Source organism: Prevotella sp. 10(H), assembly GCF_000711235.1.
Lineage (GTDB): Bacteria > Bacteroidota > Bacteroidia > Bacteroidales > Dysgonomonadaceae > Dysgonomonas.
In genome coordinates, this window is the sequence record NZ_JOMI01000009.1 from 217,541 (window position 1) to 233,859 (window position 16,319).

The window sequence follows — 16,319 nt, forward strand, 5'->3', positions numbered from 1 at the left end:
TCAAATAAACAGTTACTTACATTTTTGAAATATAAAGCTATGTCGCAACCTTCAATTCCTAAAGGAACAAGAGATTTTTCGCCTGAAGAAATGGCGAAGCGTAACTATATTTTCTATACTATCCGCGAAGTATTCAAATTGTATGGTTTCCGCCAGATAGAAACTCCGGCTATGGAAAACCTCTCGACACTGATGGGTAAGTACGGCGAAGAAGGGGATAAGCTTTTATTCAAAATTCTGAACTCGGGTGATTATCTGAAGGATATCAAAGACGAAGAACTGACAGAAAGGAATGTAAACCGGCTCGCTACCAAGCTGAGCGAAAAAGGTCTCCGTTACGACCTCACCGTGCCGTTTGCACGCTACGTGGTGATGCACCGCAATGAAATTACATTTCCGTTCAAACGCTATCAGATACAGCCTGTATGGCGTGCCGACCGTCCGCAAAAAGGGCGTTATCGCGAGTTTTTCCAGTGCGATGCCGATATAGTAGGTTCAGATTCGTTGATAAATGAGGTGGAACTTATTCAGATTATCGACGAGGTATTCCACCGTTTCGGTATCCGTGTATGTATCAAGCTGAACAACCGCAAAATATTGTCGGGCATTGCCGAAATTATAGGTGAGTCGGACAAAATCACGGATATTACCATTGCCATAGACAAGCTGGATAAGATAGGTCTGGACAAGGTAAATGAAGAACTGGCATCAAAAGGTATCTCGCAGAAAGCTATAGAACAACTTCAGCCGATAATCCTTTTAGAGGGTTCGAATGAAGAAAAGCTGCAGACGCTGAGGACAATTCTCGAAAAATCTGAAACGGGTGTCAAAGGGGTGGAAGAAATTGCATTCATTCTTGACAGACTGAAAATTATGGGCATCCGTTCACAATTAGAGCTGGATTTGACGCTCGCCCGCGGATTGAACTATTATACAGGTGCTATCATCGAAGTCAAGGCTTTGGATGTGCAGATAGGAAGCATCACAGGCGGCGGACGTTACGATAACCTGACAGGTATATTCGGGCTGCAGGGAGTATCGGGCGTAGGATTCTCTTTCGGTGCCGACCGTATTTTCGATGTATTGAACCAGCTGGATTTATATCCGAAAGATTCTATACAAAATACGCAGGTACTGTTTGTCAATTTCGGTGAAGCGGAAGAAAAATATATCCTTCCTGTCATTACAAAAATACGTCAGGCAAGCATTTCTACAGAGATTTACCCCGAAGCTGCGAAAATGAAAAAGCAGATGTCGTATGCCGATTCGAACAAAATACCGTATGTAGCCATTATCGGCGAAAATGAAATGGCGGAAAATAAAATGACACTGAAAAATATGCAAACGGGCGAGCAGCAGTTGCTGAGCCTCGAAGAATGCATCAATATACTTACATCAGTAAAATAAAATGGAATACAGGCTTAACAAATATATCAGTAATTCGGGTTTCTGTTCCCGGCGCGAAGCAGATAAGCTTATCGAAAACGGTAAGGTAACTATAAACGGAAAACGTGCCACGGTAGGCATGAGAGTACTGCCGAAGCAAAAGGTAAGGGTGAATGGCGAACTTATTGTCAATGATATTGAACCCGTATATATTGCTTTCAATAAGCCTGTGGGCATTGTGAGTACGACCGACCCGCTCGAGAAAGACAATATCGTGAATTTTATAAGGCATGAGCAGCGTATTTTTCCTATTGGTCGTCTGGATAAAGATTCACAAGGTCTGATATTGTTGACAAACGACGGTGATATTGTAAATAAGATACTCAGGGTAGGGAACAACCATAAGAAAGACTATATAGTAAAGGTTGATAAGCCAATAACAAAGGATTTCATTACACGGATGTCGCAGGGAATACCTATCCTCGACCGTGTTACCCGTAAATGCGAATTGACGGAAATAAATCCCTACACATTCAAAATAACGCTTATTCAGGGCCTGAACAGGCAGATAAGACGCATGTGCGAATATCTCGGTTATGAGGTTACCAGACTGGAGCGCATTAAGATAATGAATATAGAACTGGGTAATCTGGGACAAGGGAACTGGAGAGACCTGACTAATGCTGAACTGGAAGGATTATTCGATTTGCTGGAAGATTCGGAGAAAACCGAAAAGAGTAAGAAGACAGGCGGCAGCAATAAGTCATTCAACAGGGAACTTGAAAAATCCGATATAAAGACCGACCGCCGGAAAGCCGGCATTGCAAATAAATATGCTAAGGAGAAGAAAACAGATAAACCTAAGGGTTCATTTGCTCCGGAAGAAAACGCTACAGGAAAGGTAAAACCGAAGCATAAAGGCAAACCTGCAAGCGGACTACGTGTAGGCAAACAAAAGGTGGCGGCAAATAAGCCTAAACCGAAGCCACGTCCCCAATCGAAGAAAAAGTAACATAAGAATAATAAGAAAAGCAAGAGCCGGTAGTAAGCCGGCTCTTGTTATTTATAATTCTATCTCATCCAATGGATTCCAAAATACTTTTTTCCAGTTTTTTATTTTATCGTTTACGACTGTAATACCTTCGGCTTCCAGTAGCTGTTGCATTTCGCCCGAACTTCCGAAAGATTCTTTTCCCGACAATACTCCGCTGCTGTTAACCACGCGATATGCCGGAACAGCACCTCCTCCGTCGTCTCCACCTATTAAATGCCCTACCATACGCGACATATTGGGATAACCTATCGCTTTGGCAATAGCGCCGTAGCTTGTAGCCCGCCCGTATGGAATCATTCTCACAATCTCATTTACGGCTCTTGTAAAATCTTTTTTATCGACTTTGGTCATAATAAATTTACTCTTATACAAATATAATATATCAAGTAGTGATATCGTTTATTATGCTTATAATTTTATCTATATAATAATAGCTGATAGCTTTTAGCCGTTAGCCATTAGCTCTTTGACATAGGTTTTAGTTACAAGTTACTTCGCCCTGCGGGCAGTTACGAGTTACGGATTATTAATTGTTCATTTTTAATTATTAATTAGTTCCTGTTACTTTTGTTACTTTTTAACATTGCCTCTCGCAAAGTCACAAGGCCCCAAAGAAATATTGTTAACTGCTAACTGTTGACTGCTAACTGTAAAATCCGTTACTTTTGTTACTTTTTAACAATAAATGGTTAATAAGTATAAATAATAATTTGGTTTAGGAATGGATACTGTTAAAATAGTGTAGGTATAAAAACAGGGATTACCCGAGTGGATAACCCCTATTGCCAATTTCTGTATCGAAGTGTTACTTTTTAGTGATTTGGATGACATAGCCGCCACCCGGAGCCATAGATACCGGTAACTTTTTGTTAGCAGGTATGTCTATCGTTTCTTTTTTATAGTCACGGGCAGCACGGTGAGCGTTTGCCCCGTCTTTGAATACCTCGCCTTTGAAGTTTCCTTCGCCGAGAAATGACAGGTCTATCTCCATTTTACGGGCATCCCAATTTGTCAGGGTACCTACATACCATTCGTTGCCTTTCTGCCGTGCAATAGCGATGTATTTGCCTATCTGTCCGTCGAGAGATATTGTATTATCCCACACGGTAGGTACTTTGGCTATAAACTCTGTACATTCAGGTTCGGCCATATAATTAGACGGGCTGTCGCAAAGCATATTAATCGGGGATTCGAATATGATGTATTCTGCTAGCTGACGGCAACGCGTTCCCTGACTCATAGTTTCGCTATATACGCTTCTGTAGTTACCTTTTGTGGCATTGCGCATCGCTCCCTGTGTATAGTCAACAGGGCCGGCTACCTGACGGATAAACGGCATGGTGACATCGTATGTTACCTGATCGAGTTCAGGCCCCGACCATTTCAGTTGTTCAAGACCGTTCACTCCTTCAAAATTGATTACGTTAGGGTAAGTGCGTTGAAGTCCTGTCGGCTTGTATGTCCCGTGGAAATCGATAAGCACCTTATATTTGGCACCCATTTCGGCAGCGCGGCGGTGGAAGTCGACCATGATCTGGTCGTCGCGATCCATAAAGTCTACTTTGAATCCTTTGATGCCCATTTCGCTGTAATGCTTGCATACCCTTTCAAGGTCTCTGTCGAAAGCATGGTATCCCGCCCAAAGTATGAGATCTACATTCTTGCTTTGAGCATAGGCGGAAAGCTCCGGCAGGTTTATTTCCGGTACTACCTGAAACAGGTCGGCTTTTTTATTAACCGCCCAGCCTTCGTCGAGAATGACGTATTCGATGCCGTATTTTGATGCGAAGTCAATGTAGTACTTATATGTTTCGTTGTTTACACCGGTTTTGAAATCGACATTGTACAGATTCCAGTCGTTCCACCATTCCCAGGCTACCTTGCCCGGTTTCACCCATGAATAGTCGCCCTGAGAAGGAGTAGCAAGTTTAAAGATCATATCGCTGTCTGCCAGTTCCGAATCTTTCTCAGCTACTATGATAGTTCTCCACGGGAAGCTTGTTCCGGCATCGAACTTGGCTATGTATGGTTCGCGGGTGTCGACCAATATCTGTAATTCGTTGTGACCTCCTTGACGTGTATCTTTAGGATAAGGCGCAAAAACACCTTTCAGACTGTTGGCTTTGTCACCCGGATAGAGAAACATTCCGGGATAGTTCATAAGATCGGCTTCTGCGATGCATATCTTTTTACCATTCGCTCCTTCGACAACCAATGGTGAAATGCCGAGACGCTTTTTGTTCCATTCCGATAAGGATATATTGTGGTAGGGTTGTTCGAAAGAATTCATGTATTGCTTTTCAATAGGTGTATTCTCGGAGCGGTTTGTGTATGCTATAAAAGCTTTGTGATCGGCAGGGAAATTATATTCTGCCTGCTCGTTTTCCACGATGAAAGGTTTCTTAGAAATGGATACGAAGCGGTAGGCAATACCGTCATTATAGGCGCGGAATATGATATTATAATCTCCCTTGAATCTGAGAGTAAGCTCGTTGTAATTGTCTATTACCTTGCTGCGTTTGTAAACAGGTGCATCTATTATTTGATTGACTGTTTTTGTAGATGAGCCGGATAACTTGGGTTCGAGACCTAAAGTAGTGCCGCCAACGAGTGTCATTGAAAGAGGAGACTTATCGAGCATCAGATCTCCGGCATGAGATACAGAATACTCTATAGTCTTGCCGATAGTGATATTGGCTTGCAGCTTTCCATCAGGAGCTTTTAGCGTAAATTGTTTTTGAGCGTCCATCGTCATTGAATAACAGAGTAATAAACTGAATAATGATAAGATTGTCAGATTGTTTTTTCTCATTGTTATTGATATTTGAGGGTTAATGGTTTTGGGTTATTTTCGGAGGTCGGCAACAAGTTTATTCACAATGTTGCACATCATATCGTAATTCTCTTCCATCGATCGGAGAAGCTTATATTGAGCACGGGTGCGAACGAGGTTGTGTTTTTCATCTTTTACCTTATAGTAATTATCGCCGTCGATGTAATCCATAAGGAAACGCAGTACTTGTTCGAAAGTAATGTATTTGGCAGAGAAAGCCAGATTTTCTATCTCTGCCGGAGTTAAGAATGAGATTGCTTCGGATAAATATCCTTTGGTATATCCTTCGAATATATCCATTTTAACATATACCTTGTCAAGATTTTCATCGTCTTCCTTTCCGGCGTTTGTATATGATCGTATAGCATCACCGTAATCGTTGAGGCACATACTGCTCAACACTGTATCGAGATCGATGACGCACAAGACATTCCCCTGTTTATCGAACAGGATATTATTTATCTTGGTATCGTTGTGGGTAATTCTTACCGGTATTTCCCCCGCTTCGAATTTTTCCCATAAGGCAAGCATTTCGTTTCGTCGGCTTTCTATCCATTCTATTTCTTTCTGTACCTGCGATTTTCTTGCTACCGGATCTTTCATTAATACCTCGTCCCATTGTTGGAAACGGTATTTCATATTATGAAAGCCGGGCAATATATCAGCTAGCGGTTCATTCATGTCGGCGAGCATTGCCTGAAATTGTCCGATACCTTTTCCTCCGCGTGCAGCGAGTTCGGGAGAATCGGCATATTCGTATGTCAGCGTATTATCAATAAACAGGCAGGCAGCCCAGTATTCACCTTCTTCATCGAGATAATACAATTTATTGTCTTTGGTAGGTGTTATTGTAAGAGCTTCACGTAAAGGATTTCCACCTTTTTTGATAATCTTTTCTTTAAGATGAGAGGTTACTTTATGGATATTGTCCATCATTGCCGGAATATCCTTGAAGATGTTTTTATTCTTCTTCTGCAAGATGTAGTTTGGACTGTCACCGACAGTCTCTACAAAGAAAGTATCATTAATAAGTCCTTCGCCAAGCGGACGAATTTCCTTTACCTGTCCGTCGAAAGAAAAGTGTTTTCCTGCATTCATAGGTCTTTTATTATTAAATTAAGATTATAATCGTTATCGATGTTTTGCAATGAGATTGAATTGCAAGACCGGTATTGGTTTAAGGTCAAATATTGAACGAAGATAATAACTTCATTTCTCTTAACATTCATTTTTCTGTGTTTTTTCATATTTCAATTATCTATATATAAACGATATTTGAATTGATTTTGTAATCTGATAAGAAAATTATGTTTGTTAATAAAAATTAAACTGAGTAGACTATTACTTTTTTAATGAGCAAAAGAGTAATTGTTTTAAAATCAGTAATTCAATAACGATTTTTATTGACGGGAGCACCAACAGATATCATACAGAATGAGGAAAACTGTAATAATGTGTATTTTTTGAGAGTATAAATTTGGAGAATAAATATTTTCTACTACCTTTGCACTCGCTTTGATAAAGCAATAGGGAGATTCCGTAGCTCAGCAGGTAGAGCACATCACTTTTAATGATGGGGTCCTGGGTTCGAGCCCCAGCGGGATCACTGATAAGGCTGGAAATCAGCAACATACAAAGATTTCACACCGTTTTACACACCAATTTAGGAAGTAAACGGTGTGTTTTGTTTTTTAAGGATATACTCTATATACCTTGTTAATGATTTTAAGATAAGTAGATATAAAAATACCCTCTGATACTTCGGAGGGTAGTTCATTTTATATAGTTTACATCTTTACTTCTTATTTTTCAATAAGTTTAATTCCTGCTTCAATAATGCTATTTCAGTAGATAGCTCAATTTCTTTTTGATGAAAGTTATTAGCCAACATTTGCTCCTTTTCATAATGCTCCTTTTGCATATTTAAGAACTTTTCAGAAAGAGAAGTTAACTCATCTACTGGATAAAATATTGTTCCTTGATTATTAACCATATCACGGGAATTTTCGGAATTTACAGTAGTAGTATTATAATAAGCTTTTGTTGCACCTTCCAAATCAAAGTTCTTTAGAAATTCGACAGGAACTTCCAAAGCTAAAGCTATTTGTTCCAATAAATCTTCCTCTATAATCTCTTTATTTTCTATTTTAGAAATATCGCTTTGCTCTTTATTTATTTTATATCCTAAATCTTTTTGATAAAGTCCTTTCGATTCTCTTACTATTTTGACATTTCTACCCTGATGTATTATTTTTTTTCTTTTCAACTATTTCATCCATAATTTATACGATATGAGTTATGACACTTCAAAATTAACATTTTATATGTATAAATCAACATTCATAATTGTTTTTTATAAATTCTTATTTTATTTACCTATGTATCAGATATGTATTTATGATTTGTCAATTATTCTATATGCAAAATATCGAACCTACTTTTGTCGTTATAAAACTTATACTAATGGGAAAAGCATCAAACACACATACAGCGATACAACTCTATTTACTCACGACTATCCAACCTGAACACAAAGTAACAGACCAATTTAACGGAATGCACTTTACAGACTTTATAAACAATTTCACAGATTTAAAAGTATTGTATCCTTGTAAAAAAGACAGGACTAAATTTATAATTGAACTCCAACAGAAAAATTGTGTAGTTAGCTGCGAAATGGTAAACAATATTTGTATCAATGTATATTTTTTTAAAATGACTGATATAGACTACCCAATGGGATTGTAAATAAGCTTTTGAGTGCTCCCGATATTAAAGGGGGCATTCTTTTTTTAAGGTGTGTTTTTCATTAGTATAAATAACAAAATAAAAGATTAACAAGCAGCTTGTTTAGTTGTAAAAAAGATTTAATTTTACAAAGGATGATATTGCCTTAAAATCTGAAAATACGTGATACCATACAAATACATATTTACTATTTCTTTGCTTCTGTCAATCAGCATAATTAGTATATTTGGACAGGGAATTGTTGTGAAAACACCGCAACCCGCAACAATGTCACGTAGTATCATTATCGGTAATTCTCATAACCAAAATAATCAAACTCCCAATATTCCTACTTTTCCAACTACCAACAATCGCAATCAGCAACAACTGAATATGTATGAACAGGATAGATTAACTGTTCAACGTATGAATATGGATATGCAGCAAATGTCTGACAGGGATTTATTTGGTTCACCATCGATACAGTATGATTTACCCTCTTGGACTGGTACACAAGGCACAGACCTCTATTATCAGACTGCACAGAAGTTGCTCAATATGCTTCAAGACAAAACACCACTTAATCTCAAAGATGCTGTATTCGCTGTCGAAAATGCCTATTTTGAGGGATTATTAGACAAAAAGAAATATGAGGAAATTATTTCTCAAATGGCTACCATTGCAAAGTTAAAAGCAGGACAAGATGGTTTAAATTGGAATAATCCTATAACAAAGAATATTATGTTATATCGAGTTATGGCTGATACTTTAAAGATTAAATTTCCGATGCGGGAAAGAACATCCATATCCTTTCCTATGCAATATGACTTTGACGACTTTAGAGGAGAGCAGGATTTTTCAAAATTATTTGTGACTAAACTCTTATCATCTCATAAAGGACAATGCCATTCTTTACCGTTGCTTTATCTTATATTATGCGAAAAGGTAGGCGCAGAAGCAAGCCTTGCTTTTTCACCTCAACACTCTTATATTAAGTTTAAGGATAGGGATAATAATTGGTATAACATTGAGTTGACACAAGGTATAATGACAACAGATGCTTTTATTATCGGTTCGGGTTTTATAAATGCAGCAGCTATAAAGCATGGAGTTTATATGCAACCCCAGACAAAGAAACAAGTTATAGCACATTGTTTGTCCGATTTAGCTTCGGGTTATATTCATAAATACGGATATGACAAATTCGTTATTCAATGCGTTGATTCAGCATTATCCTATGCCCCGACAAATACAACGGCTTTAGCGATAAAATCTAATTATCATTCTATACACTTGAGTTATGCCGCCCATCAGGTAGGAAGCCCACCGCCTGACACATTGAAAGTGAATTATCCTTATATTTATAAATTGTTTGAAGAAAGGAATAAAGTATACCGCAAATTAGATGAAATAGGTTATGTTGAAATGCCTAAAGAAGTCTATGAAAGTTGGCTTAATTCGGTCAATGAGGAAAAAGAAAGGCGCGAACATGATATAAGATATAAGAACGCATTAAGATTAATAGAATAACTTAAATCAACCATATATGAAAAAGGCAGCGTTATTTTTAGCTATTTTATTTGTTACCTGTTTAGTCACACAGGCACAAGAGGATATTTTTAAGAAGCATGGAGTAACAAAAGAGCCGCTTACATTGAGTAAAGGAAAATACAAAGAAACCTTTATCAACAAAGAGGTAATGCAGGTAGGAACAGTATTAATTAATACCCGTACAAACAAGGTCGTTAAGTTCTTAGAAGAAGATACAACAAAATATGCTTACAGGGCAGAGGCTACAAGCCGTTTTTTGACGGTTGACCCGCTGGCGGAAAAATATTATTCTTGGTCGCCGTACGTGTATGTAGGAAATAATCCAATTTTAAGAACAGACCCGACTGGAATGGATTGGTTTACTAATCGAGAAAATGGAAATGTAGTTTTTGTTAGAGGTGTTGAAGATTTATCATCTTTAAATAAAGAACAGTTGGAGAAATATGCGATAGGGGATATATCTTATTATGACCGTATGGGTGCGGATAATATGTTTGGGGATAATGTTATATGGGGAATTTATGGAGAAAAAGGAGGATCTTTCAATGTATTAGATAGAGAATCTTATAGTTTTAATGACTTGTCTGCAAACTTTATGGATTTACAGGGATATTCAAAACAGATATCCAAAGAACATATAGAAATAACAGAACATATAAAATACTTTTCCGAGCCATCGCCGGGAAGTGGTGGAGGTAAGCGTGTTCCTTTAAAAACCCAAAAAAGAGGTATGAAACAGGGTGCAGGAGGAGGAGATTTTCCAAGTGAAGTTATATCTGAATCGGCAGGGATTGAATATAAATATGTCCCAAAAGGGCTTACAGATGTACGTAGCACCCGTTCTTATGCTCCATTAGATATAAAAAAAGATGTCAGAAATCATTTAGGGGGTAGGTATCAAACTACTAAATATACAGAAACATATCATTATTCAGCACCAAAGCCTCAAAGTCCAATAGTAAAAACAATTTCAAATTTTCTAAGTAAAATACTTAATTAGCCATGGTAATCAGATTTATAAAAATTCTTTACATCCTAATATGTTTATTCTGTTTTCAATTTTGCACACCCAAAAATAAGAATAATATAAAAGAAGATAGCTTAGTGATCCCAGATTCATTATATTCGTTTTATCCTATAAAGGAGTCATCCGATTTTACAGGAAGCAGTTATATTGAAACGAATGCAAGAAAAAAGTCTGGTAATGAAAAAGCACCTATTTTTATAGAATCTTATTATATTCGGGCGCAGCTACCCTCAAGCAGATACTCCTACAATAAACTAGTTAAAGAATATAGAGATTGCGCAATAGATAGTTTAATGTTGACTGATGACAATTACTTTATTGTTAGAAATGAAGAAGATTTATTTAATATTTATGATACTTTATTTTTGAAAGAGAAATACCAAAAGTCAAAATATATACTTCCTTCCTTTTCTGGATATACAGAATCTCGTCATAGAAAAAGCCAAGGTAATTTATCAATTTGTGGATTGCCAACAGATTATGAAATATTAATAATGAAATCTGGAAGAGATTTTGTATTACCCGAATATATGAAATACAATTGGTCTATATTGCCAGATGGGCTAAAACATGGATATACAAGTGGTGTTGCTTATAGAACTCCTGATGACATGATTATTTATTGGTGCGTTGCATGGTAAGATAAACAGAAGTATAATGTAAGATGTAAATAGTTATATGAAACGAACAGTATTATTCTTAAGTATTTTGTTTATAGTTAATATTGGCGCACATGCCCAAGATACATACTACGAGGAAGCCTTTTCTCATATAGATAATATGCTTTCAGACAAAATTAGCTTAAATTTTAAAGATGCAGTATTATTGACAGAATATGTCTACTTTGATGGGAAATTAGATTCTCAACAAATAAATGAGAAATATGAAACCCTTTGCCGATTAATAAAAGGTCTCTCCAATTCTGAATTGATTGCCTATGCCGAGAAAGACAAAGATATAATTACCACACACGCAGCCATATTTAAAGTCCTTACAGACACAATCTTAATTCCTGTTGATTCTATGCTTATCTATGAGCATAAACCATTAACCTATGACTTCGAAGATCCTTTAGGACAAACAAATTGGACAAAAATGTTTGTATCAAAGCTATTGAAAACAGAAAAAGGCAACTGTCATTCATTGCCTTATTTATATAAAATTCTTGCCGATAAATTTGATGTACCCTGTAATCTTGCTTTTGCTCCGAACCACATCTATATCAAATTATTTTCAGAAAAATCGGGATGGTATAATACAGAACTGACAAGCGCTACATTTCCCATTGACGCATGGATTATCGCTTCGGGTTATGTGACTATCGATGCTATTCGCAACGGTCTTTACATGGATACCCTTAGTAATAAACAAGCTGTCGCTAATTGCCTTGTAGATTTAGCGCAGGGCTATCAACATAAATATGGCAAGGATAACCCCGAATTTGTTATCAAATGCTGCAATAAGGTCTTAGAATACCACCCTACTAATGTAAATGCTATGCTGACTAAAGCCGAAGCGCAAAAGCATTATATTCATTCGCTAATGAAAGCCAAGAACCTGAAAAAGCCCGATGCCCTTTTCTCTGATGAAAATATAAAAAATATGTATGCTGAAATGGAATCCATATATATTCATTTACATAAATCAGGTTATCGACAAATGCCCGAAGAAATGTATATGCAATGGCTGGACTTGCTTAGAACAGAACCAAATAAATATGTGAATAAGAACCTCTAATATTCATTTAAATAATCTTTTATCGTTTCTGGCGGGTAACCTTCAAACATAGCGAGGTCATAAATCGTTATACGATGTTTTTTACAGGCTTTTCTTATCACTTTTAAGCGTGTTTTTGCAGTTGTCATACTACATTCATAGTATTTTATTAAATCTTTTAGTGTAACGCTTCTAAACATAGTTATATTATTTTATGGGTATTTTTTAAGGTGTGTTTTTCATAGCATCAGTAACTATGCAAGTAGATTTATTTAAGGCATTCAAACCATGTTTCAATGAATAGTTTCATTTTAGGTCTTGAACGGCTGAGGTAGTTTACATCTATTGTTTCCCCTGTAATACGAATAAGTAACTTATCGTCTTTAACATCCAATATTTCAATCACATTATTATCTACTTGTTCGGCTTCACAATAATGTAGAATAGATAAAAATTCTACTCTTTCTTCATCATCTCCAATAGGGATTTCAATTTTTAGTCCTTTCTGTAAATCGCTTTCATTTAAAGCATCTACAATGTAAGTCAAATCCCAAATCGGTTGTGATTCAAACGGCTCTATATCATTATGTATGACAAGACCATAATCGGCATCTATATTAAGATGCAATCTATATACAGATTCTTCTTTATCCTCACTTATATGGCATGTAGCACTTATTACAGGATATATCTCATCTCCACAGAAACGAATTAACTTCAATACTGGTTCATTTTCTTTGTTGCTCATAATTATTTCAATTAGTTGTTTATAAATATTATAAGATTATTACTGTTTTGTATGAATAGATAATTTAGCTTAATGGCATCTTATCAAATTTAACTTTTGCATAGTGATTCTTATATATTTGCTCGTTTAGGAAATCACGAAGCCAATACCACTCATCAGGCGGATTAAAGAATTTTCCGTTATCCTGTTTTTGACAGAGATATTCTATTGTACACCATTCATTATCCACTACAAAGGTTGTGATATGTTTTAGTGCTTCTTTGACTGGTCGGAAGTCAGAGCAGTTTTCATTGATGAATGTTTCGGCTGTAAACAATTCGCTTATATCATGGCTGGACGAATAAGGCAAGCGATGAAACAAAGCGGTATTCTTTGATACATATTTGGTAAGATAGCAATTCAATGCCTTTCTGTTATTATTTACATGGCGCACATCTACACCGTTATACTTCCGTATATCAAAGTTTACTTTTATTTTTCCTTTGTTCTTTTTGTCTTTGATTCGATTGTTAATAGCCGTTCCCATGAAAGAATTTACTTTCCTGATATGCATAAATGTATTGGTGAGCATATGAAAGTGTATCGTTCCTTTCTTTTGGCGTTCTGCTATCCATAAATACGATTTTAGACCGCACTCTTCTCTCATTCGGGTTAATACTGTATTAAGGCATTGATAGGCGAATTCGTCAGGGAAGCCCATTGGAAAGGATATGGAATAAAATGCTAAGAACTTTTTAGATTGTTTCAGCCCGAAGAAAGCAGAACATTTTTCTCTCACTTTCTTCTTGTTTAGTTTGTATTCTGTTTTCTTAGGGCGTGGCGTATGATGTAATTGTACAGGTTCACTTTCAAATTTACAGTAAGGAGAATCAGCACCATAAAAACTAATTCTTTCTTCCTCAAATTCAATAGCACATGATTTCTTTTCTGCAACTGGTATATTCGAAAAAAGTAAATCAATTACTGAACAAGTAAAAAAGATACTATTTTAAGATAGCATTTCACTTTTGGTTTGTTTTATTTATATTCTTGTCCCGTATAATTAAAATATCAGGGCAAGAATATATTTTGTATATAATACTGGCAGTATTAAAACTTATGTTTGATATGGCTTTTAGTGTTTATATTCAATAAATAGCACCGTTACAATACAAAAACATTAAACATTTGCACTATTTGAGTGCAAATGCGTTATCTTTGTAATAAAACAGAGAATATGGAAAAGCTATTTGAATATTCTAATAAGTTGATAAAAGAAGCCGATACGAGTTTTTTGCGCTATATGTATGCTGAGATTAATTGGCAAAGTCGTATGATAGGACTTATCGGACCTCGTGGAGTAGGTAAAACTACCCTTGTTCTGCAATATATCAAACAAAACTTAAATCCTTCCGAAACACTTTATGTAACGGCGGAGGATTTCTATTTCGTAGACAATCGAATAACAACGTTGGCAGAAACCTTTGCTAAGTATGGTGGAAAATACCTATTTATAGATGAAATTCATAAGTATAAAGATTGGGCAAAGGAGCTTAAACTAATTTATGACTATCATAAAGACTTAAAAGTCGTTTTTACGGGTTCCTCTGTTTTAGATATTAAGAAGGGAGCTTCCGACCTGAGTCGCAGAGCCGTTATTTATAATATGCAAGGCCTATCTTTCCGGGAATATTTGATGCTGTTTCATAAAATTCCTGCTAAAACATATTCATTAGAAGAGATTGTAAAGCACAAAGTAGAAATTTCCGATTTGAAACGCCCATTACCCCTTTTCGCTGATTATTTAAAAAGAGGTTATTATCCTTTTGCCTTGGAAGAAGATTTTGAAATACGTTTAGGACAGATAATAAACCAAACCCTGGAAAATGATATTCCAATGTATGCCGATATGAATGTGGCAACAGGCAGAAAACTGAAACAACTACTTGCAATAATATCTAAAAGCGCACCATTCAAACCGAACATGAGTAAGATAGCAGAGATGTTATCTGCCAGCCGCAATAATATATCAGACTATTGTCTGTATATCGAAGAAGCAGGTATGATAGCCCAGCTTAGAGATAATACCGGAGGTATTCGCGGGTTGGGTAAAGTCGATAAGATATATTTGGATAATACGAATCTGATTTACAATCTTGCGGAAGATACTTCAAATATCGGAAACATTCGGGAAACATTCTTCTTAAACCAGATGCGGGTTAAATATGATGTGTTTTCATCTCCCGTTGCCGATTTCTTAATTGACAACAGCACTTTTGAAGTTGGAGGAAAGAATAAGGGGCAAAAACAGATTAAAGAAGTCGATAACGGATATATCGTAAAAGACGATATTGAGTACGGCTTTTTAAATGTTATCCCTCTTTGGCAGTTAGGGTTGACTTATTGAACATAAAACAGGCTATTATTTCAATTTATTTTATATATTTACATATACAAAATCTTGTAAGACAGAACGCTGTCAGGGGTAGACAAAACACACCGTTTTATTCGGTACCTAATCGGTGCCACAACCAAAACAGGGTGTGTCTTAATAGTTAATTATTAATCATTTAGATACAAAATTTAGTGTTCCCGCTCGGATCACTTGATGCGACTGACTTTCAGAAATAGAAGTCAGTCGTTTTATTTTGTCCTGTATCCTGCATTGTCACTAAGGATTGTATTTACAAATTCATTGATTTTCGTGGTTTGATATTTGTTTTTCCACAACACGATTATTACCTAAATGGTCGGTCACAAAAAAGTGGTATGCATTATTTTCAATATATCCCCCGTCCACTAAAACTCTTTTCAGTGCGTTGTTCTCATAGATGATATTGCCTACATAGTCTGCTGTTTCGATTACTACAACAAATTATTCCTTTTTATTAATTATTTTTCCCAAGACGAAATAATATTCATGGCTTTCCCTGTAAACAAAAATAGAATCATTTTTTACTCGAACTGAGATGGAATCACCTTCTTTTATAAACCTATTTAAATCTGGCTCAGGTTCATATTCATAATTTCTGGATGTTTCATATAATGCAAATCTTACGCCATTTGATAGTTCAATCATGTAACTTCCTTTATTGTAACGATTAAGGCTAAGATTTTTTCTTAATATGACACCATTTATAAGCGATTTTTTTTTAATGTCTTTTAATAGAGGATAGTTATCAATCTGTTCGGTAGCTATTTGTTGAGCATTTTGCCTATCTAATACGACAAAATAATATAAACTAAACAAGAACAAGCTTAAAAAAATGATTCCCACTATAATCTTTTTATTATCCAT

At 36.1% G+C, this 16,319-nt stretch carries 14 protein-coding genes and 1 tRNA gene; 8 read left to right on the forward strand and 7 right to left on the reverse strand.

What is annotated here, in order from left to right; all coding sequences use genetic code 11:
- Positions 1–39 precede the first annotated feature (39 nt).
- Both hisS and rluF read left to right on the forward strand, forming a co-directional pair.
- Positions 40–1,407 (forward strand): histidine--tRNA ligase, encoded by a 1,368-nt coding sequence (gene hisS / locus K348_RS0116430; RefSeq protein WP_029906637.1) that lies wholly within the window; start codon positions 40–42, stop codon positions 1,405–1,407.
- A 1-nt stretch (position 1,408) separates the two neighbouring features.
- On the forward strand, positions 1,409–2,398 hold the full coding sequence (gene rluF / locus K348_RS0116435; protein ID WP_029906638.1) for a 23S rRNA pseudouridine(2604) synthase RluF: 990 nt from the start codon (positions 1,409–1,411) through the stop codon (positions 2,396–2,398).
- Between the two features lie 51 nt (positions 2,399–2,449).
- Here rluF and K348_RS0116440 read toward each other — a convergent pair whose 3' ends face one another.
- The 3 genes from K348_RS0116440 to K348_RS0116450 form a co-directional block, all read right to left on the reverse strand.
- The gene (locus K348_RS0116440) at positions 2,450–2,791 is read right to left on the reverse strand and encodes an MGMT family protein (RefSeq protein ID WP_029906639.1); all 342 of its coding nucleotides are present in this window, start codon (positions 2,789–2,791) and stop codon (positions 2,450–2,452) included.
- A gap of 454 nt (positions 2,792–3,245) precedes the next feature.
- Complete coding sequence (locus tag K348_RS0116445) at positions 3,246–5,252, reverse strand: glycoside hydrolase family 97 protein (RefSeq protein WP_029906640.1); 2,007 nt, start codon at positions 5,250–5,252, stop codon at positions 3,246–3,248.
- Between the two features lie 33 nt (positions 5,253–5,285).
- A complete protein-coding gene (locus tag K348_RS0116450) occupies positions 5,286–6,371 on the reverse strand; it encodes a phosphotransferase enzyme family protein (RefSeq protein ID WP_029906641.1) in 1,086 nt (361 codons plus the stop codon).
- Positions 6,372–6,806: 435 nt separating this feature from the next.
- On the opposite strand from K348_RS0116450, the gene K348_RS0116455 reads away from it, so the two are divergent.
- Positions 6,807–6,879: transfer RNA gene (locus K348_RS0116455), tRNA-Lys, on the forward strand.
- Positions 6,880–7,068: 189 nt separating this feature from the next.
- Here K348_RS0116455 and K348_RS0116460 read toward each other — a convergent pair.
- Positions 7,069–7,539: a helix-turn-helix domain-containing protein gene (locus tag K348_RS0116460; protein ID WP_051697962.1), complete on the reverse strand. Its 471-nt coding sequence runs from the start codon at positions 7,537–7,539 to the stop codon at positions 7,069–7,071.
- Positions 7,540–8,288: 749 nt separating this feature from the next.
- Between K348_RS0116460 and K348_RS0116470 the strand changes: the two genes are divergently transcribed.
- The 4 genes from K348_RS0116470 to K348_RS0116485 are packed head-to-tail and all read left to right on the forward strand — an operon-like array spanning position 8,289 to position 12,315.
- Positions 8,289–9,530 (forward strand): hypothetical protein, encoded by a 1,242-nt coding sequence (locus tag K348_RS0116470; protein WP_029906644.1) that lies wholly within the window; start codon positions 8,289–8,291, stop codon positions 9,528–9,530.
- 16 nt (positions 9,531–9,546) lie between these two features.
- Complete coding sequence (locus K348_RS19325; RefSeq protein ID WP_029906645.1) at positions 9,547–10,551, forward strand: hypothetical protein; 1,005 nt, start codon at positions 9,547–9,549, stop codon at positions 10,549–10,551.
- A gap of 2 nt (positions 10,552–10,553) precedes the next feature.
- On the forward strand, positions 10,554–11,219 hold the full coding sequence (locus tag K348_RS0116480; RefSeq protein WP_029906646.1) for a hypothetical protein: 666 nt from the start codon (positions 10,554–10,556) through the stop codon (positions 11,217–11,219).
- Between the two features lie 37 nt (positions 11,220–11,256).
- Entirely contained in the window at positions 11,257–12,315 is a 1,059-nt protein-coding gene (locus K348_RS0116485) for a hypothetical protein (RefSeq protein ID WP_029906647.1), read from the forward strand.
- Between the two features lie 247 nt (positions 12,316–12,562).
- Here the strand turns inward: K348_RS0116485 and K348_RS0116495 are convergent, their stop codons facing one another.
- Positions 12,563–13,042 (reverse strand): hypothetical protein, encoded by a 480-nt coding sequence (locus K348_RS0116495; protein WP_029906648.1) that lies wholly within the window; start codon positions 13,040–13,042, stop codon positions 12,563–12,565.
- 64 nt (positions 13,043–13,106) lie between these two features.
- Positions 13,107–13,820: a hypothetical protein gene (locus K348_RS0116500; RefSeq protein WP_156032907.1), complete on the reverse strand. Its 714-nt coding sequence runs from the start codon at positions 13,818–13,820 to the stop codon at positions 13,107–13,109.
- 438 nt (positions 13,821–14,258) lie between these two features.
- On the opposite strand from K348_RS0116500, the gene K348_RS0116505 reads away from it, so the two are divergent.
- On the forward strand, positions 14,259–15,428 hold the full coding sequence (locus K348_RS0116505; RefSeq protein ID WP_029906650.1) for an ATP-binding protein: 1,170 nt from the start codon (positions 14,259–14,261) through the stop codon (positions 15,426–15,428).
- A 468-nt stretch (positions 15,429–15,896) separates the two neighbouring features.
- Here K348_RS0116505 and K348_RS0116510 read toward each other — a convergent pair whose 3' ends face one another.
- A complete protein-coding gene (locus K348_RS0116510; protein ID WP_029906651.1) occupies positions 15,897–16,319 on the reverse strand; it encodes a hypothetical protein in 423 nt (140 codons plus the stop codon).